24 protein-coding genes and 1 tRNA gene are annotated in these 23,768 nt (G+C 63.6%); 20 read left to right on the top strand and 5 right to left on the bottom strand.

Annotated elements, in window-relative coordinates; translation table 11 throughout:
- The 3 genes from GD606_RS06810 to GD606_RS06800 are packed head-to-tail and all read right to left on the bottom strand — an operon-like array spanning position 1 to position 2,902.
- On the bottom strand, positions 1 to 978 hold the full coding sequence (locus GD606_RS06810; RefSeq protein WP_163303433.1) for a chemotaxis protein: 978 nt from the start codon (positions 976 to 978) through the stop codon (positions 1 to 3).
- A gap of 40 nt (positions 979 to 1,018) precedes the next feature.
- The gene (gene ispH, locus GD606_RS06805) at positions 1,019 to 1,870 is read right to left on the bottom strand and encodes a 4-hydroxy-3-methylbut-2-enyl diphosphate reductase (protein WP_163303432.1); all 852 of its coding nucleotides are present in this window, start codon (positions 1,868 to 1,870) and stop codon (positions 1,019 to 1,021) included.
- Positions 1,871 to 1,876: 6 nt separating this feature from the next.
- Positions 1,877 to 2,902 carry a tRNA dihydrouridine synthase gene (locus GD606_RS06800; protein WP_163303431.1) on the bottom strand — a complete coding sequence of 342 codons (1,026 nt, stop codon included), beginning with the start codon at positions 2,900 to 2,902 and terminating at the stop codon, positions 1,877 to 1,879.
- A gap of 205 nt (positions 2,903 to 3,107) precedes the next feature.
- On the opposite strand from GD606_RS06800, the gene GD606_RS06795 reads away from it, so the two are divergent.
- From GD606_RS06795 to GD606_RS06750, 10 genes are all read left to right on the top strand, one after another.
- Entirely contained in the window at positions 3,108 to 4,034 is a 927-nt protein-coding gene (locus GD606_RS06795) for a branched-chain amino acid transaminase (protein WP_163303430.1), read from the top strand.
- A 56-nt stretch (positions 4,035 to 4,090) separates the two neighbouring features.
- Positions 4,091 to 5,965, top strand: coding sequence for a DNA polymerase III subunit gamma/tau (gene dnaX, locus GD606_RS06790; RefSeq protein WP_176629245.1), 1,875 nt, complete (start codon positions 4,091 to 4,093; stop codon positions 5,963 to 5,965).
- 61 nt (positions 5,966 to 6,026) lie between these two features.
- Positions 6,027 to 6,338, top strand: a complete 312-nt coding sequence (locus tag GD606_RS06785) for a YbaB/EbfC family nucleoid-associated protein (protein ID WP_163302531.1) — start codon at positions 6,027 to 6,029, stop codon at positions 6,336 to 6,338.
- 66 nt (positions 6,339 to 6,404) lie between these two features.
- Positions 6,405 to 7,010, top strand: a complete 606-nt coding sequence (gene recR / locus GD606_RS06780; RefSeq protein WP_163302532.1) for a recombination mediator RecR — start codon at positions 6,405 to 6,407, stop codon at positions 7,008 to 7,010.
- A gap of 19 nt (positions 7,011 to 7,029) precedes the next feature.
- Complete coding sequence (locus GD606_RS06775) at positions 7,030 to 7,575, top strand: pyruvate ferredoxin oxidoreductase subunit gamma (protein ID WP_163302533.1); 546 nt, start codon at positions 7,030 to 7,032, stop codon at positions 7,573 to 7,575.
- Positions 7,576 to 7,732: 157 nt separating this feature from the next.
- Positions 7,733 to 9,916 carry an SF1B family DNA helicase RecD2 gene (recD2, locus tag GD606_RS06770; protein ID WP_163302534.1) on the top strand — a complete coding sequence of 728 codons (2,184 nt, stop codon included), beginning with the start codon at positions 7,733 to 7,735 and terminating at the stop codon, positions 9,914 to 9,916.
- A 55-nt stretch (positions 9,917 to 9,971) separates the two neighbouring features.
- Positions 9,972 to 10,301 carry a hypothetical protein gene (locus GD606_RS06765; protein WP_163302535.1) on the top strand — a complete coding sequence of 110 codons (330 nt, stop codon included), beginning with the start codon at positions 9,972 to 9,974 and terminating at the stop codon, positions 10,299 to 10,301.
- A complete protein-coding gene (locus GD606_RS06760; RefSeq protein ID WP_163302536.1) occupies positions 10,292 to 11,263 on the top strand; it encodes a lysylphosphatidylglycerol synthase transmembrane domain-containing protein in 972 nt (323 codons plus the stop codon). Before GD606_RS06765 ends, GD606_RS06760 begins: the two co-directional genes overlap by 10 nt.
- Positions 11,260 to 12,660 carry a bifunctional hydroxymethylpyrimidine kinase/phosphomethylpyrimidine kinase gene (gene thiD, locus GD606_RS06755; protein WP_246299002.1) on the top strand — a complete coding sequence of 467 codons (1,401 nt, stop codon included), beginning with the start codon at positions 11,260 to 11,262 and terminating at the stop codon, positions 12,658 to 12,660. The genes GD606_RS06760 and thiD overlap by 4 nt, the downstream gene beginning before the upstream one ends.
- Positions 12,661 to 12,735: 75 nt before the next feature.
- Positions 12,736 to 12,818: transfer RNA gene (locus tag GD606_RS06750), tRNA-Leu, on the top strand.
- 3 nt (positions 12,819 to 12,821) lie between these two features.
- On the opposite strand, the gene GD606_RS06745 is transcribed toward GD606_RS06750, so the two are convergent.
- Positions 12,822 to 13,652, bottom strand: coding sequence for a class I SAM-dependent methyltransferase (locus tag GD606_RS06745; RefSeq protein WP_163302537.1), 831 nt, complete (start codon positions 13,650 to 13,652; stop codon positions 12,822 to 12,824).
- An 861-nt stretch (positions 13,653 to 14,513) separates the two neighbouring features.
- Between GD606_RS06745 and GD606_RS06740 the strand changes: the two genes are divergently transcribed.
- The 4 genes from GD606_RS06740 (at position 14,514) to GD606_RS06725 (ending at position 18,344) form a co-directional block, all read left to right on the top strand.
- Positions 14,514 to 15,245 (top strand): endonuclease, encoded by a 732-nt coding sequence (locus tag GD606_RS06740; protein ID WP_163302539.1) that lies wholly within the window; start codon positions 14,514 to 14,516, stop codon positions 15,243 to 15,245.
- A 451-nt stretch (positions 15,246 to 15,696) separates the two neighbouring features.
- Positions 15,697 to 15,918: a hypothetical protein gene (locus GD606_RS06735; RefSeq protein WP_163302540.1), complete on the top strand. Its 222-nt coding sequence runs from the start codon at positions 15,697 to 15,699 to the stop codon at positions 15,916 to 15,918.
- 212 nt (positions 15,919 to 16,130) lie between these two features.
- A complete protein-coding gene (locus GD606_RS06730) occupies positions 16,131 to 17,102 on the top strand; it encodes an Lcl C-terminal domain-containing protein (protein ID WP_163302542.1) in 972 nt (323 codons plus the stop codon).
- Positions 17,103 to 17,297: 195 nt separating this feature from the next.
- Positions 17,298 to 18,344 (top strand): Lcl C-terminal domain-containing protein, encoded by a 1,047-nt coding sequence (locus GD606_RS06725; RefSeq protein ID WP_163302543.1) that lies wholly within the window; start codon positions 17,298 to 17,300, stop codon positions 18,342 to 18,344.
- Between the two features lie 200 nt (positions 18,345 to 18,544).
- On the opposite strand, the gene GD606_RS06720 is transcribed toward GD606_RS06725, so the two are convergent.
- Complete coding sequence (locus GD606_RS06720) at positions 18,545 to 18,973, bottom strand: hypothetical protein (protein WP_163302545.1); 429 nt, start codon at positions 18,971 to 18,973, stop codon at positions 18,545 to 18,547.
- Positions 18,974 to 19,273: 300 nt separating this feature from the next.
- Here GD606_RS06720 and GD606_RS06715 point away from each other — a divergent pair, with 300 nt between their 5' ends.
- The 6 genes from GD606_RS06715 to GD606_RS06690 all read left to right on the top strand — a co-directional run bounded on the left by GD606_RS06715 (position 19,274) and on the right by GD606_RS06690 (position 23,739).
- Positions 19,274 to 19,993: a class I SAM-dependent methyltransferase gene (locus tag GD606_RS06715; RefSeq protein ID WP_163302546.1), complete on the top strand. Its 720-nt coding sequence runs from the start codon at positions 19,274 to 19,276 to the stop codon at positions 19,991 to 19,993.
- A gap of 19 nt (positions 19,994 to 20,012) precedes the next feature.
- Positions 20,013 to 20,432, top strand: a complete 420-nt coding sequence (nikR, locus tag GD606_RS06710; protein ID WP_163302547.1) for a nickel-responsive transcriptional regulator NikR — start codon at positions 20,013 to 20,015, stop codon at positions 20,430 to 20,432.
- A 138-nt stretch (positions 20,433 to 20,570) separates the two neighbouring features.
- Positions 20,571 to 21,359, top strand: coding sequence for a GTP cyclohydrolase FolE2 (gene folE2, locus GD606_RS06705; protein ID WP_163302549.1), 789 nt, complete (start codon positions 20,571 to 20,573; stop codon positions 21,357 to 21,359).
- A 216-nt stretch (positions 21,360 to 21,575) separates the two neighbouring features.
- Positions 21,576 to 22,658, top strand: a complete 1,083-nt coding sequence (locus tag GD606_RS06700) for an AI-2E family transporter (protein ID WP_163302550.1) — start codon at positions 21,576 to 21,578, stop codon at positions 22,656 to 22,658.
- 7 nt (positions 22,659 to 22,665) lie between these two features.
- A complete protein-coding gene (locus GD606_RS06695; RefSeq protein WP_163302551.1) occupies positions 22,666 to 23,337 on the top strand; it encodes a tetratricopeptide repeat protein in 672 nt (223 codons plus the stop codon).
- 15 nt (positions 23,338 to 23,352) lie between these two features.
- A complete protein-coding gene (locus GD606_RS06690; protein ID WP_163302553.1) occupies positions 23,353 to 23,739 on the top strand; it encodes a RidA family protein in 387 nt (128 codons plus the stop codon).
- Positions 23,740 to 23,768: the final 29 nt, after the last annotated feature.

Genomic DNA, 23,768 nt, shown 5'->3' with positions numbered 1-23,768 from the left:
TTATGCCGCCGTGGCCGGGGCCAGTTTTTCCTGGATGAGGTTTTTGGCGCGAAGGGCCAACTGCCCCACGTCGGGCTTGGAGATCTGATCGTCGGCGCCCACGGCCTCGCCCTTGTGCCTGAGCTTGTCGGTGATCAGCGACGAGAACAGGATGACCGGGAGCTCCTTGAGTGAGGGGTCTTCCTTGATGCGCTTGGTCAGATTGTGCCCGTCCATGGCGGGCATCTCGATGTCCGCCACCACCACCTGCACGTAGTCGGTCAGGGGACGGCCCTCGCGTGCGGCCAGATCCTTCAGCCGCAAAAGAAGTTCCCAACAGGCCCGGCCGTTGTTGACCGCCTCCACGTCGAAATTGGCCTTGTTCAGAAGATCCTTGAGCATCTCCCGGATGAGCACGGAATCGTCGGCGATAAGCGCCCGGTAGCGCGCCCCGGCGTTCCATTCGATGCTCATGTCGAGCTTGAGCCCCAGGTTGGGGTTTAAGTCGGCCACGATCTTTTCCAGGTCGAGCAGGAACACGATGCGGTCCTCAAGCTTGACCACGCCCGTGATGCAGTCGCCGCTCAAAGACGACACGTAGCGGTTGGGCGGCTCTACGGCCTCCCAGCTCATGCGGTGGATGCGGGTCACCCCGGTGACCAGAAACGAGGTGGTCACGTTGTTGAACTCGGTGACGATGACCTTGGGGGATTCGGTCTGGGCCCGGACCTTGCCCAGCCACACGCTCAAATCCACCAGGGGGATGATGTGCGACCGCAGATTGAAGGCCCCGAGCACGCTGGGGTGCGAGACCTCGGGCATCTCCGTGACCCGGGGCAGCCGGATGATCTCCAGCACCTTGGCCACGTTGACCCCGTAATAGCCTTTGTAGACGTGGGGGCGGCCGTCGTCGTCCGTGCCCACCACCTCGTCGATGAAGAATTCCACGATTTCCAATTCATTGGTGCCGGCTTCAAGCAGAATATTGGTCTGGGACATGCCTTCCTCTCCGAAAGGTGGTGAACCGGACAATTCCGGCCTAAAGCGACGCCAACACGAATTGCACGCGATCTATGATTTTTTTCGGCGTAGACGCCCCCGCTGTCAAGCCGATTCTGTCAACGCCACGCAACTCATCCAGGGGAAGCTGGTCCGCCGTCTCCACATGGACGCAGGACACGCCCACGCTGCGGGCCACCTGGGCCAGCCGCCGGGTGTTGCCGCTCTCGAATCCCCCGACCACGACCATGTAGTCCACCGCGCCCGCCAATTCGATGGCCTCCTGCTGACGTTTCATGGTCGCGTCGCAGATGGTGGACAGGACCGGAAAGTCCCTGTTCAGACGGACTTTCAGCATCTCCTGGATGCGCGTGAACTCCAGCTCATCCTGGGTGGTCTGGGCGGCCAGGAAATATTCCGGTCCCGGGGCCAGCTCGATTTCCGCCAGTCGCTCCGGGGAATCGAAGACATGGGAGCCGGCGGCGGCGTGGCTTAAAAGCCCCTTGACCTCGGGATGGTCCTTCTCTCCGAAAAGCAGCAGAATGCGGCCCTTTTCCGCCTGCTTGGCGATGAGCTTCTGGGCCGTGCGCACCCGGGGACAGGTGGCGTCCACCACCCGCACCCCCCGCTCCACAAGCGACTGCTTCACGCACTGGGGCACCCCGTGAGCCCGGATGACCGCCGTGCTGCCCTCCGCCACATCCTCCGGGTCGTCCGTGCGCAGCACGCCCCGGGTGGCGTACTCGGCCATGACCTGGGGATTGTGGATGATGGGTCCCAGGGTATGGATGGGTCCGTGGCGCTGGGCCTCGTCCAGGATGGCGTCGAGCTTGCGCAGGGCAAGGTCCACGCCCATGCAGAAACCGGCCGTGCTGGCGCGCACGATCTCCATTGTCGGCTATCCCTCCCTGTCGCTTGGGCCGTGGGGTTCGGCCGCGGTCAAGAGCTCGGCCTCGCGGGCCGCAAACTCCACATCCTGCCAAGACGTACACCCGCACATCCTGGCGCGCAAGGCGCGCGATCCGGCCAGCCCCTTGAGGTAGCGGGGCACGGCCGTACGCATCTTGAGCAGGCCCCGGGCCGAGGGGTCCATGGCCCGGACCAGGGCGGCATGCCTGCGGATCAGGGCGGCCATGTCCGGGCCGGTGGGCGGGGGCAGGGGGCGGCCATCCAAAAGGCCGCGCAGACGGGCGAAAATGGTCGGATCGGCCAGGGCTCCCCGGGCGAACATGACCCCGGCCGCCCCGGTCTGCTCCAGGCAGGCCGCGCCGTCCCCGGCGGTCCACAGGTCGCCGCTGGCCATGACCGGGACGGGAACGGCCGATACCAGGGCGGCGGTGGCCGTCCAGTCCGAACGGCCCGAATAGCCCTGGGAGGCGAAGCGGGGATGCAGGGTCAGCCAGGAGACCCCGGCCTCGGCCAGCCGGGGCCCTACGTCCAGGCAGGCCAGTCGCGGCGGGGCGACCCCCAGGCGCAGTTTCACCCCGACCAGGGGATTTTCCCCGGGCAGGGCCTCGCGGGCGGCCTGGACCATGGCCCGGGCCACGGCCACGAGCCGGGCCGGATCGTCCAAAAGCGCCGCCCCGGCCCCGGATTTGGCCACCTTGGGAACCGGGCACCCGGCGTTTAAGTCGAAGTGGCGAAAACCGCGCCCGGCCAGCCAGAAAACGGCCCGGGCCGCATAGTCCGGTTCGGCTCCGAATATCTGGGCCACCAAGGGGGCGTCCCCGGGACAGGTGTCCAGGAGCCGTGAAGTGCCCGGGGAGCCGAAAAAAAGTCCCTTGGCGCTGACCATCTCGGTCACGGCGGCGGCGCAGCCGTTTTCCCGGCACAGCATGCGGAAGGCCAGGTCGCTGAATCCGGCCATGGGCGCGAGCCAGGGCGTCTTCGGGGAGAAGGGCGGGGTGGCGGAGGGCGTGTCCATGCGTGGGCTGCGTCTGTCCTTTGCGGTGTCGTGCGCCCCGGAAAAGGGGGGGGCGGTCAATGGGAAGTTTTTCCCATAAACAGGGTTTGCTTGACCTGCAAGGGGGATTTTTTTAGCCTCCCACTCTTACCCTGCGCCGCAGGAGGGCTCCGATTCCCGGGGTCTGGCCCCAGCCCGGGGCACGGCAGGAAAAACGAGGTGGGAGATGGGGATTCAGACGGATTTGATCTGGTTTGACGGCAAACTGGTTCCGTGGAACGAGGCCCAGGTCCATGTCATGACGCACACCCTGCACTACGGCGTGGGCGTGTTCGAGGGCATCCGGGCCTATAAGACCGTAAACGGCGGCTCGGCGGTGTTTCGCCTCAAGGAGCATGTGGACCGCCTCTTCGGTTCGGCCAAGATCGTGGGCATGACCATTCCGTATTCCCAGGACGAGATCGTCACGGCCATCCTGGACACCCTCAAGGCCAACAAGCTGGCCGAGGGCTACATCCGGCCCCTGGCGTTCATCGGCACGGGCCAGGCCATGGGCGTGCATCCCGGGAAAAACCCCATCCAGGTGGCCATCGCGGTATGGCCCTGGGGGGCGTATCTTGGCGCGGAGGCCCTGGAGAAGGGCATTCGCATCTGTACCTCGAGCTACACCCGGCACCACGTCAACGTCATGATGACCAAGGCCAAGGCCTGCGGCAACTACGTCAATTCCGTCCTGGCCAAGACCGAGGCCATCGCCGACGGCTACGACGAGGCCCTTCTGCTCGACCCCACGGGATTCGTCTCCGAGGGTTCCGGGGAAAACGTGTTCATCGTCAAAAAAGGGATCATCAAGACCCCGCCCCTGACCTCCATCCTGGCCGGAATCACCCGGGACAGCCTGATCGCCGTGGCCCGGGATCTGGGGTATGAGGTGGTGGAGCAGCTTTTCACTCGCGACGAGGTCTATGTCAGCGACGAGGCCTTTTTTTCCGGCACCGCCGCCGAGATCACCCCCATCCGCGAGCTGGATCGCCGGGTTGTTGGCGCGGGCAAGGCCGGGCCGGTGACCAAGAGGCTCCAGACCGAGTTTTTCAAGGTCGTCAAGGGCGAGAACCCCAAATACGCCGCCTGGCTTGATGGCTACAGCCTGTAGGATCCATGGGAAGGAGTGGGGCGCGCCCCACTCCTTTTTTCCCCGCACGGAGCGGCATGTCCACCACGAGTCTGACCACTAAATACCGTCCGCAGCGCTTCGGCGAGGTTGCGGGCCAGGAGGCGGTGAAGCGCATCCTGTCCCGGGCCGCCGCCGAGGACCGCGTTGCGCCTGCGTATCTTTTCAGCGGCACGCGCGGGGTGGGCAAGACCACCCTGGCCCGGGTGTTCGCCAAGGCGCTCAACTGCGAACGGGGCCCGGCCGCCGAGCCATGCAACGAATGCCTGCAATGTCGACAGATCACGGCGGGCATCTCCCCGGATGTGGTGGAGATCGACGCCGCCACCCACGGCGGGGTGGACGAGGCCAGACGCCTCAAGGAGGACGTGGGATATTCGCCGCTGCAAAGCCGCTACAAGGTCTTTATCATCGACGAAGCCCACATGCTCTCCAAGGCGGCTTTCAACGCCCTTTTAAAAACCCTGGAAGAGCCGCCGGGACGGGTGACGTTCATCCTGGCCACCACCGAGCCCCATAAATTTCCGGCCACCATCGTCAGCCGCTGCCAGCACTACCTGTTCAAGCGCATGACCCAGGCCGAGCTGGACGCCCATCTGAGCGGGATTTTGGACCGCGAGGGGGTGGCCTACGAGGCTTCGGCCGTGGCGCTCATCGCCCGGCGCGGGGCGGGCAGCGTGCGCGACAGCATGTCGCTTTTGGGACAGGTTCTGGCCCTGGGCGGCGATGGCCTGACCGAGGCCGACGCCCGGGGGGTTCTGGGGTTGGCCGGGCAGGACGTGTTTTTCGGTATGGTCGAGGCCATGGCCCAGGGCGACTGCGCCGGGGTCTTGGGCATTTTGCGCGAGGTCTTGGGCAAGGGCCTGGACATCGGCTTTTTTTTACGGGAGCTGGCCGGGGCCTGGCGGACCATGTTTCTTCTGCGCCAGACGGGCCTTTCCGGGGCGTCCCTGGTGGAGATGGCCGAGGACGAGGCCGGGCGCTGGCTCGAGGCGGCGAACCGCTTCGACCTGACGCATATCCACGCCAACTGGCAGATGACCCTGGAAGGGCAGCGCCGGGTCATGACCAGCCTGGAGCCGTCCCTGGCCCTGGAGCTTTTGCTGCTCAACCTGACCTGCCTGCCGTCCCTGGTCGCCCTGGACAAGATCGGCCAGGCCCGGCCGGGCGCTACGGGCGGGGGGCGTCCGGGCCCCGCCCCGACGTCGGCGTCGGGACCGTCCCGGGGTGGCGGGCCGGGCGGGCCGGGGCCGCGCCGCTATGGGGCCGAAGCGCCCCGGGGACCGGTCGGCGCGCCGACCCGGATGGCCTCCCCGCCGCCCCCTGCCGAGGCGTCGCCGCCGCGTCGCCCGGAACCGCCGTCCGGGCCGCCCGAGGATCTCGAATCCCCCCCGGCGTTTGAGGACGCTCCCCCGTCCTTTGACGACGAACCGCCTGCCGACGCCCGGGCGACATACGGCGAAGCCGCGTTGCCGCCGATCCGCGACGGGGCGGAGGTTATGGATGGCCGGGCCGGGGCCGCCGTGTCGTCCGGTCCCAAGGGCCCGCCCACCTGGGAGGGCTTTTTGAGATATTACGATACGGCCAGGAAGGGCGGCTTGGGCATGATTCACGGCCTGCGGCAGGCCCGGGGGCGCTTTGCCCCGGACCTGGGACCGGCCGGAACCCTGGTGGTGGTCGGCGGCAACGAGTTCAACCGGGAACAGCTCAAAAGCCCCGACGCCCTGCGCAAGCTCACCCAGGTGGCCAGTGACTATTTCGGACCCGGCACGGCCGTGTCCGTGGAGGAGCCGGGCGGCGAGGCCCGGCCGGGGAACGGGGAACTGAAGGCCTATGTCCTGGAACGTCCCGAGGTGCGCCGGGCCATGGCCGATTTCGGGGCCGAGGTCATCGGCGTTGTGCCGCGCGGATAGCCCGCCGGTATTTGAATGTAGTGATAATTCCGGGCGCAATGCCGCTCGGGTGGAGGATCGCATGAGAGGAATGAACGATCTGGTGCGTCAGGCCCAGATCATGCAGAAAAAGATGGCCAAGGTGCAGGAAGATCTGGCGGCCAGGACCGTCGAGGGCACCTCCGGCGGCGGCATGGTGGTGGCCGTGGTCAACGGCGCCAACGAGCTGCAGGCCTTACGCATCGACGCCTCCGTGGTGGACCCGACGGATGTGGAGATGCTCCAGGATCTGATCGTGGCCGCCGTTGCCGACGGGGTGAAGAAGTCCAAGGAGATGGCCGAGGCGGAAATGGGCCAGATCACGGGCGGACTGAAAATCCCCGGGCTCTTTTAATTGGAACCGGGCCGGGGTATGATGGATCACAGATGCCGCGAAAGCCGGACGGACGGGTAGGGGCGCATGGCCAGGCTGCCGAAGCCCCTGACCGACGTGGTGGAAGAGTTGGCCCGGCTGCCGGGGCTTGGGCCGAAATCGGCCCTGCGGGTGGCCATGACCCTTTTGCAGTGGCCCAGGGAACGGACCATGGACCTGGGGCGGCGCATCGGCGATCTGCGGGAGCGGTTGTGCCTGTGTTCGCGGTGCGGGGGCTTGAGCGAAACCCAGGTGTGTCCGGTGTGCGCGGACCCCACGCGCGGCGACGAGGAGTTGTGCCTGGTGTCGCAATGGGACTCGGTGCTCGTTTTGGAGGAGGCCGGCGGCTTTCGGGGCCGGTATCTGATCCTGGGCGGGCTGCTCGATCCCCTGGAAGGCGTGGGCGCGGGAAATTTGGCCTTCGGGCGATTGGCCGAGAGGCTTCGCGAGGGGCAGGTGCGTGAGCTGGTCCTGGCGCTCGGCACCACCTTGCAGGCCGAAACCACGGCCTCGCATATAAAAAACATGGTGGCCAGGGACCATCCCGGGGTGCGTCTGACCCGGCTGGCCCAGGGGATTCCCCTGGGCAGCGAGGTCAAGTACGTGGATCGGGAGACGCTGAAGCAGTCAGTGCGCTATCGGCAGGATGTGTGAACCAAATCGGGGGGACGCTATGATCGAGATCAGGATTCATGGACGCGGCGGCCAGGGCGGCGTGACGTCGGCCGAGCTTCTGGCCCGGGCGGCCATCGCCCAGGGCATGTACGCCCAGGCCTTTCCGAGCTTCGGGCCGGAACGGCGCGGCGCGCCTGTCGTGGCCTTCGTACGCGTGGACGACAAGCCCATCCGCATCCGCGAGCGGGTATACAGCCCCAACGTGGTCTTGGTTCTGGACCCCACCCTGCTGGACATCGTCAATGTGGCCGAGGGCTTGAAAGACGGCGGCAAGGTGGTGGTCAACTCCCCCGAGGGCGGTCCCGCGCTCAAATCCAAGCACGGCTGGCCCACGGTGGCCCAGGTGGACGCCCAGACCGTGGCCCTGGAGGAGCTTGGGGTGGCCATCACCAACACCACCATGCTCGGGGCGCTTCTCAAAGCCACGGACATTTTGCCTCTGGCGGCCATGCGCGAGGTCATCGACGACCGCTTCGGCCCCAAGCTTGGGCCGAAAAACTACAAGGCCTTTGAACGGGCTTACAACGAGACGGTGGAAAACTGAGCCGTGTCGTGACGTTGCGGATGTGCGGGACGCGCTTGCACGATCCCCGGAGCCGTTTTGACGGCCGCCGGGGATCGTGCGGCGCGGGTGCGGGGGGCCTCCGGGCGTGCCCGGCGGGCCCCCGCCGCCCGTCCGTGACGCGAGGGGAGCGCCGGGCGTGACGGTCACGGAAATTGCGGCCGAGGTGCAGTGCATCACCTACTACAGTGAAGAGACCAACTATCTCGTCGCCCGGGTCAAGGCCAAGGGCGAACCGGGGGTGGTGTCCATCGTGGGCGCCATGGCCAAGCTGGCCCCGGGCGAGATGGTGCGCCTGACCGGCCAGTGGGTCGAGCATCCCCGTTTCGGACGCCAGTTCCAGGTGCAAAGCGCCGTCTCGTCCATGCCGGCCACGGTCAACGGCATCCGGCGCTATCTGGCCTCGGGCCAGATCAAGGGCGTGGGCGGGGTGTTGGCCGAGCGCATGGTGGACATGTACGGCGCGCGCGTCCTGGACATCCTGGAGAACGAGCCGGACAAGCTGCTGCGCGTGGAGGGCCTGGGCAAAAAAAAGCTCTCGGGCATCCTCTCCTCCTGGAGCGAGCACCGCGAGGTGCGTTCGCTTATCCTTTTTCTCCAGACCTTCGAGATCTCCACGGGCTATGCCGGCAAGATTTTCAAGCTCTATGGCAACGACGCCATCGCCCGCCTCAAGGCCAATCCCTATGACCTGATCTACGAGATTCGCGGCATCGGGTTTCGCACCGCCGACCGCATGGCCTTAAAGCTCGGGCTCGATCCCGGCAGCCGGGACCGGGTGGAGGCGGCCGTGGTGTTCTCCCTTTTTACGGCCAGCGAGCAGGGGCATCTGTTTTTTCCGGCCGAGGAGCTCTACGAACGGATTCTGGGCATGCTCGACGGCGTGATCGATCCCATCACCTTCGAGTCCGCCCTGGCCGCCCTGGAAGAGAAAAAACGCATCAAGACCTGTCCGCTTCCCGAGCAGGACATCCCCCGGGCCGTCTATCTGCATCACCTCTACGGCTACGAGCGCGAAATCGCCGACCGGCTGTGGGGGCTGTGCACCCACGGCGGCAGCACCGGGGTTTTGGAAAAGGCCCGGGGACTTTTGCCGAAAATCGAGGCCGAGGCCGGGCTGACGCTTTCCGAGGAGCAGCGCCGGGCCGTGCAGACGGCCATCGGGGAGAAGGTCTTCGTGCTCACCGGCGGTCCCGGCACGGGCAAGACCACCATCACCCGCATGGTGGTGCGCGCCCTTGACAAGCTCGGCCATAAAGTCAAACTTGCCGCGCCCACCGGCCGGGCGGCCAAACGCATGTCCGAGGCCACGGGATTCCCGGCGGCCACCCTGCACCGGCTCTTGCAATATTCTGCCGACGGCTCCTTTGCCCTAAGCGAGGACAACAAGCTCAAGGCCGACGCGCTGGTGGTGGATGAGGCCTCCATGCTCGACGTGCGGCTGTGCGCCCAGATGCTTCGGGCCATGCCCCTGACCGGGCGGCTGATCCTGGTCGGGGACGTGAACCAGTTGCCGTCTGTCGGGCCGGGCAACGTCCTGGCCGACATCCTGGACAGCCAGGCCGTGCCCGCCGAACGCCTGACCCATATTTACCGGCAGGCCCAGAAAAGCCTGATCGTGGTCAACTCCCACCGCGTCAACGACGGCCAGTTCCCCCTGCAGGATCGGGAGCGTCCCGAGGACTCGGATTTTTTCTGGGTGGAGATGGACGATCCGGCGGCGGTCAAGGACAAGATCGTGGAACTGGTGAGCGAGCGCATTCCCCGGTCCTTCGGTTTCGATCCGGTGCGCGACATCCAGGTGCTTTCGCCCATGCACAAGGGCGAGGTGGGGACCATGGCCTTAAACGACGCCCTGCGCGCCAGGCTCAATCCTGCGGGCCCGGAGATCGTCCGGGGCAACACGATTTTCCGGCGCGGGGACAAGGTGCTGCAGACCCGCAACAACTATGAAAAAGACGTGTTCAACGGCGATCTGGGGTTCATCACCGCCGTGGACCCCGAGGAAGGGGAGCTTTTGGTGGATTTCGACGGCCGGGACGTGGCCTATGACCGTACGGACCTGGACGAACTCAGCCCGGCCTACGCCATAAGCGTGCATAAGTCCCAGGGCAGCGAATATCCGGCTGTGGTGACGCCCCTTTTGACCCAGCATTACGTCATGCTGCGGCGCAACCTGATCTATACCGCCCTGACCCGGGCCAGAAAGCTTGCGGTGCTCATCGCCCCCAAGCGGGCCCTGGCCGTGGGCCTGGGCAAATCCGGGTCTGAAAAGCGTTTTACGCATCTGCGTTTCCGGCTCCAGGAGAAGTTCAACCGCTAGCGTCGCATCCCCGATAGGGGAGGACGCGACCGTTGAAACAACGGGATGAAAGACTTTGTTTCTTGAAAAAGACGGGCGTATTTTTCAAGGAGGCGCCACTGGTGTGGCGTCCACACAAAGACGTTTTTTGTTTTTTTGTGAAGAAAAATCAGAAATTCAAGATGTTGCTATTTGCCAGACCATAACGGAAATGACCGAACGCAACATGAGGGCCGTGTCCTCGACTTGGGCGGACATGACTGTTGAAGCAACAGTCTGTAGTCAATTTTTTCTTAAAAATGCCTGCGTATTTTTTAAGAACCAAACCGCTAGCCGGGGTGCGGCGGTTTCCCGGAGAACCATGCCCGGAGACGCCGCATCCACGGAAAAAGACGCATGCTCGTAAAAAAAACCGTCAGTTTCACCCTGCGCTTCGGGCTGGTGGCGGCCTGTCTGGTCTACGCCTTCTGGGGGATCGACTTCGCCCTCCTGTGGCAGGCCTTGTCCGGCTACGCGTTGTGGCCGCTGTTTTTCACCGGGGCCTTTTCGTTTTTGAGCTATGGGGCCATGGCCCTGCGCTTCAACTTCCTCACCGGCTATTCGGCCGGGGTGTGGCTGTGCACCAAGGCCTTTTTCCTGGGCATGGCCATCAACAACATCATCCCGGCCAAGCTCGGGGAGTTGGCCAAGGCCTTTTACCTGCGCCGGGCGGGCGGCTTTTCCCTGTCCAAGGGCGTGACCATGGTCTTTTGGGAGCGCTTTTTCGATCTCAACGCCCTGTTGGCCATGGGCCTTGTGGTGGCGGCCCATTTCAAGGTCAACCTGGCCTTCGTGCCCCTGGCCGCCGTGGTGGGCGGCATCTGGGCGGCGCTGTTCATGGTCCGGGCCTTCCCGAACCTGGTGGGCCGGATCATCGACCTCATGCCCTCGGCCCGGTTGTCGGCCTTTTTGGCGGACATCAAGCTGCAGATCCTGCACGGGGTGACCCCGGGCTATTTGGTCGTGCTCGGGCTGTACACGGCCCTGTGCTGGCTGCTCTATGCGGCCGTCACCTATTTTTTCCTGTTGTGGGCGGCCCAATTGCCCCTGACGGCCGGGCAGGCCATGGCGGTCTTCGTCCTGTCGGCCCTGGGCATGGCCATGCCGTCCTCGCCCGGGGCCTTCGGGGTCTTCGAGGCGGCGGTGGTCTTCGCCCTGGGACTTTTCGGCGTGGACAAGGAGCAGGCCCTGGCCGCCGGTGTGGTGCTGCACATGCTGCAATACATCCCGGTGACGCTTCTGGGCGTGCTGGTTTTGGCCCGAAGCGGCTTAAGCATCAGAAAGATTCGTGAAAGCGACGAAGGGCTTGAGGAGGAATCCGGCGCATGAACCGCATCCAACCCACGTTGTCCCCTCCCTGCGTCCTGACCGTGGCCGGTTCCGACTCCGGCGGCGGGGCGGGCATCCAGGCAGACCTCAAGACCTTCATGATGCAGGGGGCCTACGGCCTTTCGGTCATAACCGCCCTGACGGCCCAGAACACCACCGCGGTCACCGGCATCCACGCCCCGCCGCCGGAGTTCGCGGCCGCCCAGCTTGATGCCGTCTTGTCCGATTTTCCCATCCGGGCGGCCAAGACCGGCATGCTTTTTTGCGCGCCCATCATTGAGGCCGTGGCCGAGCGATTGGCCGGGGCGGGCTTCCCCCTGGTGGTCGATCCCGTGTGCGTCAGCCAGTCCGGGGCCAGGCTGCTTGAGCCCGAGGCCGTAAGCGCCCTGCGGGAATGCATGATCCCCCTGGCCGCCCTGGTCACCCCCAATCTGCCCGAGGCCCTGGAATTGACCGGGATCGCGGTGTGCGACCGGGAATCGGCCCGGCAGGCCGCCCGGCGCATCCTGGACATGCGTGGTATGGGCCGCAAGGGGCCGGACGCGGTGCTGCTCAAGGGCGGCCACGGCGCACAAAATGACGGCATGGTCACGGACCTGCTGGTTTTTTCAAGCGGCCGCGAGGTGGAGATCTCCCGGCCGCATGTGGCCACGAAAAACACCCACGGCACGGGCTGCACCCTCTCGGCGGCCATCGCCGCGCAACTGGCCCTGGGGGCGGACCTGGAGACGGCCGTGGCCAAGGCCAGGGACTATCTGCATCTGTGCCTGCGGGCGGCCTACGATCTGGGGGCCGGAACCGGGCCGCCGCATCATCTGGCCCCGTATCTGCGCACCCGGGTCAGACTGTTCGTCCTGGACGAGCTGCGCCAGGCGGCGCGGCGGCTTTTGGCCATGCCGGGCCTGGCGTCGCTTGTGCCCGAGGTGTCCATGAACCTGGCCCTGGCCGCGCCCTGGCCTGCGGCTGTGGGCGATGTGGCGGCCTTTGCCGGGCGCATCACCCGGGGCCGCGACGGCTCGGTCTACATCCCGGCCGGCCCGGCCTTCGGGGCCTCCTCGCATATGGCCAAGGTGGTTTTGGCGGCGGCGGCGGTGGTCCCGGACGTGGCCTGCGCGGTCAACGTCCGTTACAATGCCCGCACCCTGGCGGCCCTGTCCCGGGCCGGGCTTGCGGCGGCCTGGTTCAACCGGGCCGATGAACCCCGGGAGATCAAGGAGCGCGAGGGGAGCAGCCTGGAATGGGGTACCCACGCGGCCCTTTCGGCCCATCCCGACCCGGGGGCCGTGGACGCGGTGTGCGACCCGGGCGAGGCGGGCAAGGAGCCCATGATCCGGATTTTAGGCCGTGATGCGGCGGACGTCCTGGCCAAGCTGGAGTTGCTCCTGGCGGCGCTGTAGGGGCGTTTTCGCGACCGGGGCATTTGAGAGTTGTCCGGCCGGGCCGGATGCGCTACAGGGGACCGCTTCGCGCGTGCGAGAGTGGCGGAATTGGTAGACGCACTGGATTTAGGTTCCAGCGCTTCGGCGTGGGGGTTCGAGTCCCCCCTCTCGCACCAATTTCAAAGAATACCGGATGGTTCTTCCTGGATTGAATCCTGGTGGAGCTGTCCGGTCTTTTTGTCTGCGACCTCGGTGGGGGCGACGTTCCGTGGGCGCATGAAAAGCCAGTTCATGGATTCCGGCCGGAACTCGCAGAGCGCCAGCCACCGGTCCATGCTGCGCATGCGGCGTAGCGGTGTGAAGCGGTTGGGGTCGCGCGGGCCTTCGGGGATGACGTCGATGACGTGTGATTCCTGAAACCGCGCCACAAGCGTTTCGCTGATGGAACGATTCACGAAGTCATGGCATTCCACCAGAATATTGCACCGGGAAAGACCCGGCGCACGCACCGGGTCGAGCAATTCCAACTCGCCGCCTTCGCAATCGCAGACGACCGCCGGGCGCAGGGAACCGCGCAACGCGCCATCCAGAATATCCGGCGAGCACAGCCCTTCGACGATGATTCGGTCCTGGACGCGGTTTAGCGTTGCGTTGCGTTGGCACAGATCCCGGGCGGCTGGCGATATGTCGAAGGCCTTGATGATTGCCCGGTCGAAAAGCCTCGCCAGGCCTACGGCGTAATACCCCTCGGCGCAGCCGATATTGATGACGCTGTCAGGCGGCGTCTTGATCCAGAGGTTCAGGCAGGAATGCAGTTCGGATTCGTATGTTCCGAGAATCTTGGGACAGAGGTCGCCGTCCCCCCAGGATGAGGCCTGGAGAATACGCATGCCCCGGAATGGGCCCGATTGGACCATGCCCCTGCTCCAGGAATAGATCTCCGCAGTGATCTCTGATCGTTTCACCCGGATTGCGGCCTGAAACAGATCCGAAATATTGATCTCGGTCATATGTCCTCGTTCATTCCTGCCTGGGAAACGCTCCGTTGTCCCTGCACAACCCAATTTTTTCTCAAGCGGCCACGAGTCCGTAGCTTCCCGGCTTCACCGCCTGCGCCAGCTTCTCTCTCTACGCAAATTCCCGTCAGCGTCAATCTGGGATTCCGGCAAGCGTCCCCATGTGGCCCAGACGGCTGCGTGCTGCTTGCGGCCGTGAATTTCGGCGATTGGGTTTATCGGTGGGCAACGGGGGGGCTGCCGGTTCGCAGGAGGGGCGTTTCTGCAGGAGCACCTGGTTCTGGCGTTCGAATGTGCCTGAAAATTGCCGTCCTCCAACCCGGTTTTGCAGAATTCCCGGGACGGAGGACACATCCTGTCCTCTGGGTTGAGATTGCGGAGAATTTCCTGTCAGCAACCTGGGACATGCGAAAATACGGTGAAATGTCGAGGATTGGTCCGGTCAGGTCCGGCTGAATACAAACACGGCCACAATCTGTGGGGATGCGCAAAGGGGCATCCGCGCGATGTCCCTTTTTTGTCTCTCGCCTGTCTTTTCAACCATCGTTTCTGGTATGATAAAAAGCGAGGCGTGTAATAATTTTCTAATAACTTTGCCATGATAAGACGTAAATTTGTATTTTTGAAGGAAGTTGGTGCCCAACGTATAAAACATAGTAATTGTTTTGAGTGCAATTTTGATATGATATGCCATTAAATATCAAGGCATATATTCGAATGTGCGATTATTCCTTGTCATTCAATCGGAGTGAGGTAATTCCAGGATAAGGGCAAACTTGAGAAATTAAAATTTGCCTGATTTTTATGGCTGGCGCCCGGCTTTTGCGTGTAACAACAATGAGCAGGAGTGCTGAAATGAAAATCATTCGAATTTTTATGATCTTAAGTGCATTGTGTGCTGTTTCCTGGGCCGAGTCTCCGAGGGATCCGATTTCATCGTTCGATGCAGCGAAACAGATTGCACGCGAGAAGATTTATATGGATCACATGAAGACGCTCTATTGTGATTGCAGTTATGAAAGGGCTGGTCGTTCCGGTGGAAGAATTCATAATGAAGAGTGTGGATATGTGTGTAAAAGTGACAGGAAGCGCGGGTCGAGACTTGAATGGGAACATATTGTACCTGCATACTATTTTGGACACATGAAAGAATGTTGGACAAGTGGAAATGTTAATTGTGTTAAACATGGAAGGACATACAAAGGAAGAAAATGCTGTTCAAAAGTTGATGCCTTATTTAAGGCAATTGAAGCTGATTTACATAATCTGGCTCCAAGTATTGGAGAGCTTAATAATAATAGGTCAAATCATCCGTATGGAATTGTCGATGGTGAGGAACGAGTCTATGGTCAATGTGACTTTGAAATAAGGGATGGATTTGCGGAACCAAGGCCTGCGATACGCGGAGATGTGGCGAGGGTATGGCTTTACATGGCCGAGACGTATGGGATTGCGTTGGAGGATTCGCAGAAAACAATGTTTCTGGAATGGGCTGCCGCCGACCCCCCCGATGCATGGGAAAGGACGCGGGATGATCGCATATTCCAGGTGCAGGGGAATCGGAACCATTACATCTCTGCTCAGTGATGTTCATGCGCCTGGTGCCCGCGTATCGAACAGGATCGCAGGAGGATGGACAGTCTGGTTTGCCGTTGTCGGCTGAAAAAAGGCCCGGCAGGGTCGGCGTTCCCTGCCGGGCCTGGCCATGGCCAATTCGAGGAGGAACCGTCATGGCGTATGGCCCTTGTGCCGGAAGAACTTTTCCAGGACAAGGGGAGATGTCGCCATTTCACCGGGAAGACGGATTTCCGGCATGATTTTTGGCGATTGTCTCCCGGCGGTCGCAGTGATTTCCATGATCCCGCGCCAACCCCGGTCCACCGGACCTTCCCTTTTCGACGGAGCCCGGATATCTCCCTGCCATGCGCATCTCTTTGGCCGGGCCCCTTTTGATCCACTCCGAACCGCCCTGCCGTGTCTCCGGGAACGCCCGCAACCGCAAGCTTTGGAGAGGCCAGTGAAAAAATACGGCGAGGATATGCTGACACGGACGGACAAAGTGGCCGACGCCCGGGAGATGTGCCTGACCCGGCTGCGCGCCGTGCCGCGCGAAAAACGCGAGGCGGCGGCCGACGCCATCCTGGCCCTGGCCGATCCCGAATGGTGGGAAAGACGGCACAGGGGCAGCGAGGTGTTCATGCTGATTCTCGAACTGCGGAGGGATGCCGTGTTGAAGATCATTCGGGAGGCGGGCAGCTAGGGAGAGCCTGCCGTTTTCGGGACGCCGTGTGACAATAAACGATTTAGCGATGAGTCTGGGAGAAGAATTTTTTTGTTATGCGCACATGTTTTGCGAAATAATTTCTGGATGACTTGCAAACAGACAATGACGATACGGAGAGAGATGGACGTGTAGGGCCGAAATAGGATAGAGAGAAGACGCCGAAGAAGAGTCACAATCGGAGGTGGAGCATGCGGATACACGCGGCTTTCCTTGCGGTGCTGTGGTTCCTGGCGTCGGTCTCCCAGACGTCGGCCTGGTCCGTTCCGGGCACGGGCATCGCGGCCTGTTATGACGCCACGGCGGAAATTCCCTGCCCTTCGTCCGGAGAGGCCTTCTACGGACAGAACGGGAATTTCCCCGGCACGCCCCACACCTACGCCCAGACCGCCGACACCGTGACGGATCAGGTCACCGGGCTTATCTGGCAGAAGACGCCGGACGGCGTGGCCCGGACCCATGCCGCCGCCGTCGCCTACTGCGCGGACCTGGATCTGGGCGGCCAGACCGACTGGCGTCTGCCCGCCCAGCGCGAACTGATCACCATCATCGACTACAGCCTGAACAAGCCCGCCTTCGCCGCGCCGCTTGTGGGCTCGACAGGGCAGTATTGGTCGGGCGCCACCTACCTGGGCTATGCCGACGCATACTGGGACGTGCATTTCGGGTACGGCGTTTCCCAGTTCTACGGCGCGGCCGAGGGGTTCTACACCCGATGCGTACGGGGAGGGGGGCTGGCCGGGCCGTCCTACACGGTAAACGGGGAGGTCGTTTCCGACGCGGCCACAGGCCGGATGTGGGAGCGCACGGGCAGCGCCTCGGCCATGAACTGGCAGGCCGCCCTGGCCTACTGCCAGTCCAGGACCACGGGCGGGTATTCGGATTGGAGGCTGCCGGACGTCATGGAGTTGCGGACCCTGGCGGACTACGCCCTGTACGATCCGGCCCTGAACGTTGCGGCCCTGGTGAGCGCCGGATTCGACACCTGGACGTCCTCCACCGTGGACACGTATCCGGGGGTGGCCTGGCACGTGAACTTCCAAAGCGGCTTTTCCGCCGGGGAGGACAAGACCGCGGCCCTGTACGCGCGGTGCGTGCGCCTGCCGTCTGCGCCCGGGGCGCAGCAGGCCGCCTCGCTCCTGCTCCTCTTGCAGGAGGAGTGATTCGCGACCCGGTAAATCCCCGGTTCCCGCATGCCGTTTTCGTTCCGATCCATGCAGGCCAAGACCGTGCAACCCGTTCCACCGGAACACGACCCGGCGTTGCATGTCGTTTTCGCTCCGTGTCGCCAGTGGAGTTGAAGACCCAGCTGGACTGGTGTACGTATCCCGGACGCATCGCAAACCGGGAGGTTCTCCATGTCGTGCTCGTGCGGCCATGCGCCATGCTCCCGGCCATGGCGGATTTTGGTGTTGTTCACGGCCCTTTTCCACCTGACGTTGTCCGGACCCGCCCGGGCCTGGACGTTGCCCGCCACCGGGATTTCCTCCTGCTACAACGACACTGTAGCCATACCCTGCCCGCAACCCGGGGAGGAGTACTACGGGCAGGACGGAAACTACCGGAAGGGGGCCGGGCTATCCTATCACAATAACGGCGACGGCACGGTTACGGACCAGAACACCGGGCTTATGTGGCAGCAGCCCATGGAGACGACCTATCGGACCCTGGCCGAGGCCCAGGCGTACTGCGGGTCGCTTGTCCTGGGCGGCCATGAGGACTGGCGGCTGTCCACCCTGGCCGAGACCCTGACCCTGGTGGACGCAGCCAAGGCCAGGCCGGCCGTGGACACCGCCGCGTTTCCCAATTCCGTGTCCGCTCCCTGGTGGACCGCCACGCCGACGGCATTCGTGTCGGGCAATCAGTGGCGGGCCATGATGTGCGTGGGCTATTCGTGGTATGCGGCGCCCGAGGGCTCGCTACGGGTCCGGTGCGTCCGGGGCGGGACCGTGCCTGCGGCGGCGATCACGGACAACGGCGACGGCACGCTCACCGACGCGGCCAACGCCCTGGTCTGGGAGCAGTCGGCAAGCGCGGCGGGCATGACCTGGAAGCAGGCCCTGGCCTCTTGCGAGGCCCGGACCACGGCGGGCCGTACCGACTGGCGGCTGCCCAACATCCGGGAATTGCAGTCCATCGCGGACTATTCCCGGGGCGCTCCGGCCATGGATCCGCTTTTTACGGAACCCAGCTACGGCGCTTCCTACTGGTCAGGATCGACGTATGCCGAGGATGTGGGCTACGCATGGTATTGGGTCGGATATAGCGGCCAGACGCATATGAAGCTGAAAACGGACTCCAGCGTGTTCGTACGCTGCGTGCGCGACCTGGGAGAGACGCCGCCCGTGAATACGAGCCCGGTTATGCTGCTGTTGCAGGACGGGCAGGGGGAGGCGGCCAGATAGCCGGACGGCCGTCGCGTTCCGGCGTATCCCCGGCCGGAAGGCGGGGGCCCCGGGCTTGAGGCGGGAAAACGGCCCCGGGGCGCGGTCCTGGCATGGAATCGCGCCCCGGCGGCGGAAAAACGTCCTGCCCCTTCCGGGACGGGCCGTTTTCGGTACGGTCTTTCCGGTCAACGCCCGCAGGCGCGGCCGCTACGGGACGGCTAGTCCCGATATTCCTTGATCTTGGTCTTAAGCACCTCACGCAGGTAGTCGAGCTCGATTTTCTTTTCCTCGGCCTCCTGGATGAGCCGGGCCTGTTCGGCCTTGACGTCCGCGTGCAGGGACGACAGGGCGTCCTTGCCCGCCTGGGTGGTCTCGGCCGCGATGCGGCGTTCGACATCGATGAGCCGGTTGTCCGCCTCTTGCAGGCGGCCCTTGATTTCCCGGTATTCACCGGCCATGCGGTCCACATCGGCCTTCAGGGTCTCGGGCATGAGGGTGTCGGCCTGCTCCATGGCCGGGGTCTTGGCCGGACGTTTGGCCATGGCCCGGGCCTCGGTCTGCGGCAGGACCAGGAGAAAGGCGCCGAGGCATAGGGCGGCGATTCCGACTTTGAGAAGGGACGATGCGGCGGCAAGGGACAGTTTCATAGGGTTCCTCGATAGGTTGGGCATAGGCAGGCCGAAAGCAGCGGTCATGACGGCGGACATGGGGGGGTTGTATCAAGTGGCCCAAAAAACACAACCCGCCAGCGTCGCGCCCGTTGCCTGAAAATGGGCGAAAAGCGGGGGCTTGGCCCGGACGTGGCAGTGTTGTTGTCCGTACTTTGCGCCGTGGCGCTTGCAGGCGTCCGGTTTTGGGAGTAACACCTTTTTGAACCAGCGGCCCCATTCGTGTGTCGGATTTTGGCCTTGCTGGTGGAGAAAAGGTGATTTCCAGGGCGATACGCCATGAAAAACGCACTCGACGCCTTCCCGCCGCAGATCCCTGCGGGGTTCGCCCCCGTGTTCGACGGCCCCCCGCCCGCCTGGGCCGGGGAGGTGTTGGAGATCCGGCTGAACGGGAGGGTCTTTCGCCTGGCCCGGGAAGAGGACATGGAAGCCCTGTGGGCCAGGGTTGGAGACGAGGATTTCGGCGAGGACGAGCGCATGCCCTATTGGGCCGAGCTGTGGCCCGCCAGCCTGCTTCTGTGCCAATGGCTTTTTGCCAGACGTGCGGACATTTGCGGAAAGTTGTGCCTGGAGCTGGGCTGCGGCCTGGGGCTTTCGGCCATGGCCGGTGCGGCGGCCGGGGCCCGGGTGGCGGCCATGGACTACGAGTGGCGGGCCGTGGCCCAGGCAAGGAAAAACGCCGCCCGCAATCTTTTGGACGTACCGTTTTTCACGCGCATGGACTGGCGCGCCCCGGCCTTTCGTCCCGGCACGTTTCCCTTTTTGTGGGGCAGCGACATCCTGTACGAAACCCGGTTTCACGCCCCCCTGGCCCCGCTTTTTCCCACGCTTCTGGCCCCGGGAGGCCGCATCTGGCTGGCCGAGCCCGAGCGCAAGGTGTCCGAGCCGGTGTGGGCCGGATTTGCAGCGGCGGGTTTCCAGGTCACGCGCCTGTTTTCGGCCAAGGTGCCGTTTCAGCATTACCAGACCACCGTCAACCTGTGGGAGCTGACCCGTTAGGGTCGCCGGAGGAACAGACATGGGCAAGACCATCCGTTTCGGCGTGTCGCTCAACTCCGAACTGTTGGAGAAGTTCGACCTGCTGTGCCAGGACAAAAGCTACCAAACCCGCTCCGAGGCCATCCGCGACCTCATCCGCAACGTCCTGGTGCAAAAGGAATGGGAGCAGACCGACCGGGAGATCGCGGGCGTGTTGTCGCTGGTGTACGACCACCATCAAAGCGACCTGGCCCAGCGCCTCACGGAGATCCAGCACGAGACCCACGACCTGATCCTCTCGGCCCTGCACGTGCATCTGGACCATCACAACTGCCTGGAGGTGCTCATCCTGCGCGGCCCCGGGGAGCAGATCCAGAAACTGTCGCAAAAACTCATCTCCACCAAGGGCGTCAAGCACGGCAAGCTGACCCTGACCACCACCGGCCAGGATATCGTCTAGCTGATCATCCCGGCAGGCGCATTCCGGGGGGTCGATTCCCGGGCGATAGTGGTCTATCATGGCCCCTCGCCCGGAGCCGGGGATGTTTTCGCCAGCCGCTCCCGGGCCATCCTCTTGAAACGCCAACCGGGAGCAGACATGCAAGACGTGCAAAGCGGGCCCGCCGAGGTGCCCATCCCCCTGGACAGGGTGGGGATCCGGGGCATCAAGCTTCCTCTGCTGGTCCGGGACCGGGAGCGCGGGCGGCAGCACACGGTGGCCAGCGTGGAGCTTTCCGTGGATCTGCCCGCCGATTTCAAGGGCACCCACATGAGCCGCTTTGTGGAGGCCCTGGAAAGCTGGGCCGGGGTTCTGGATTATGGGGCCTTCAAGGTGCTTCTTCTGGATCTGGCCCGCCGTCTGGAGGCCGGGAACGCCCATCTGACCTTCCGATTCCCCTATTTCGCCAAAAAGGCCGCTCCGGTGAGCGGGGCTGCGGGACTGCTCGATTACGAGTGCATGGTGTCGGGCGAGCTTTCGGGCGGGGCCTTCACCCTGACCCTTGGGGTGGACGTGCCGGTGATGACCGTGTGTCCGTGCTCCCTGGCCATTTCCGACCAGGGGGCGCACAGCCAGCGGGCCGTGGTGCGCATCCGCTGCCGGGGGCGGGGATTCGTGTGGCTGGAGGAGCTTATCGAGATCGCCGAGGGCGCGGCGTCCTCTCCGGTGCACGCCCTGCTCAAACGCGAGGATGAGAAGTTCGTCACCGAGGCGGCCTTCGCCAAACCGGCCTTTGTGGAAGACGTGACCCGGGCCGTAGCCAACGCCCTGTCGGGGCATCCGCGCGTGGCCTGGTTTTCCGTGGAGGTGGAGAGTCATGAATCCATCCACAATCACAACGCCTTCGCCGGAATCGAAGGCCGCAAAGAGCCGCCGTCCCCAGCATGATTTTCACCGCCGCCATGGCCGAGGACTGAACTGCTTACTGGAAAACAGACCGGTCGGATCGAAGCGGCCTGTCTGCTGTGAAACAAGAGCAAGCAATGATTGATCTTTTCTCGGCCGTTGCGAGGTCGGAAAGGTTCAGGACGGATTTCCCCCTCGAATGGTACGGCGTTTTCGCCGTCATTGTCTGGTAACCCGCTTTGTGATAGGAAGCGCGCCATGCCCTTCGACATTGTCCAGTTCATCCGAACCAACAAGATGATCTTCATCTGGGTTCTTTTTTTCGCCCTGGTCTATGTGGCCCGGTCCTATGGCCTGTTCGGGCTGCTTTTTATCACGTTTATCCTGTGCTTCACCTTCAACAACGTCATCCATTGGCTGTGCTCCCGGACCCGGATACACCGCGTGGTCTGGACCATCGCCGTCTATCTGATTTTTTTGGCCGTGATCGTCACCATCCTGTCGTTCGTGTTGCCGAAGCTGGTCTTCGAGACCCGGTCCTTTGTGCAAAAGCTCCCGGAAATGATGGACAAACTGTCCCAGTTCCTGGACAAGACCGCCGTGCAGTCGCCGGACATGGCCGTGCCCGTGGTGCGCATCAAAAAATTTTTGTCCGTGGAAAACATCGCTGGCACGGACCTGGAAGGACTGTTCAACGTGGTGGTGGGCTGGTTCAACCAGGTCACCAGCTATGTGTCCTATTTCCTTCTGGGCACCCTGTTCAGCTTCCTCATCCTGCTCGACTTTCCCGCCCTGCGCCGCCAGACGGCGGCCCTGCGCACCTCCCGGCTCAAGGATTTCTACGAGATCATGGCCGAGAGCGTGGCCCAGTTCGCCATGACCGTGGGCACGGCCTTCCAGGCCCAGATGCTCATCGCCCTGGCCAACACCATGATGACCGCAGTGGGGCTGTGGGTGCTGGGCATCCATCCCATCGTGCTGCTGTGCACGGTGGTCTTTTTTTGCGGCCTGATCCCGGTCCTGGGGGTGTTCATCTCCTCGGCGCCCATCCTGCTCGTGGCGTTCAACTCCGGCGGCCCGACGCTTGTTTTTTGGGCGCTGGTCATGGTCGTGCTGGTGCATCTTTTCGAGGCCTACGTCCTCAATCCCCGGATCATCTCCGTGGTGTTCAAGATCAGCCCGCTTTTGATCCTGATCATCGTCTATCTCGGCCATGTCTTTTTCGGATTGTGGGGCATGCTCTTAGGCGTGCCCGTGTCGGTCTTCATCTACCGCCACTTCATCGTGGGGGCCGGGGCCGTTGCGGCAGACGGCGCCCTGGAAAAATCCACGGAGTGCTGAACCGGCCATGAGGCTTTTCCCCGCATCCCGCAGGCGCGGCCGATACGTTCTCGGCGCGCTCCTTTTGGCGTATCTTGCCTCGTTTTCGGCCATCCCGGCCCAGGCCGGGCTGGAAGAGGGCAAGCGGGCCTACCGCGAGGGCGACTATTCCACGGCGTTTCGGGAGTTTTTGCCCCTGGCCGAGGCCGGGGACGTCACCGTGCAAAATCAGGTGGCGGCCATGTACTATGCCGGGCAGGGCGTGCCCCAGGACCAGGGCAAGGCTGTCGAGTGGTTCCGCCGGGCGGCGGATCGCGGCTCCCTCGACGCCCAATACCTGCTGGGAAAGCTGTATTATTACGGCCAGGGCGCGCCTCAGAATTTCGACGAGGCGGCCAAGTGGCTCCAGGAGGCGGCGCTTTTCGGCAAGCCCCAGGCCCAGGCCCTTTTGGCCGAACTGTTTTTTTCCGGCCAGGGCGTGGCCAAAAACGACATGAAGGCCTTTTTTTGGGCCGAATTGGCTGTGCGGGCCGGGAACATCCCCGAGGAAGACCAGAAATACGCCCAGGCCGTGCGTGACCGGATATTTGCCGTGATGGAGCCGTCCCAGGTGGAGAGCGTGGGCCAGATGATCGCCAAGTGGGAACCCAAACGCAAACGCCCGGGGGGGAAATTCCAGGCTCAGGGCGCGACGCAATGAACAAGGAGTACGGGAATGGCTGAGAAAAAGATCGTGGTTGCGGACAAGGCCCCCAAGGCCATCGGCCCCTATTCCCTGGGGGTGTGGGCCGGGGAACTGTTGTTCGTGTCCGGACAGACCCCCACGGACCCCGTAACGGGCGGCATCGTGGACGGCGGCGTGGTGGAGCAGGCCCACCAGAGCCTTAAAAACGTGCAGGCCGTGCTTGAGGCCGCCGGACTCGGACTTGAACATGTGGTCAAGTCCACGCTTTTCATCAAGGACATGAACGAGTTCGCCCGCATCAACGAGGTCTATGCCTCGTATTTCACCCCGCCCTATCCGGCCCGTTCCTGCGTGGAGGTGGCCCGGCTGCCCAAGGACGTGCTGGTGGAGCTGGAAGTGGTGGCCAGGAAGCCGTAGGCGTGGCGGGAGCGTCCGGAGGGTAAGCC

It is taken from the genome of Desulfolutivibrio sulfodismutans DSM 3696 (genome assembly GCF_013376455.1).
Lineage (GTDB): Bacteria > Desulfobacterota > Desulfovibrionia > Desulfovibrionales > Desulfovibrionaceae > Desulfolutivibrio > Desulfolutivibrio sulfodismutans.
Note: the sequence above shows the minus strand (reverse complement) of the source record. Positions and strands in the feature narration are given on the sequence as shown.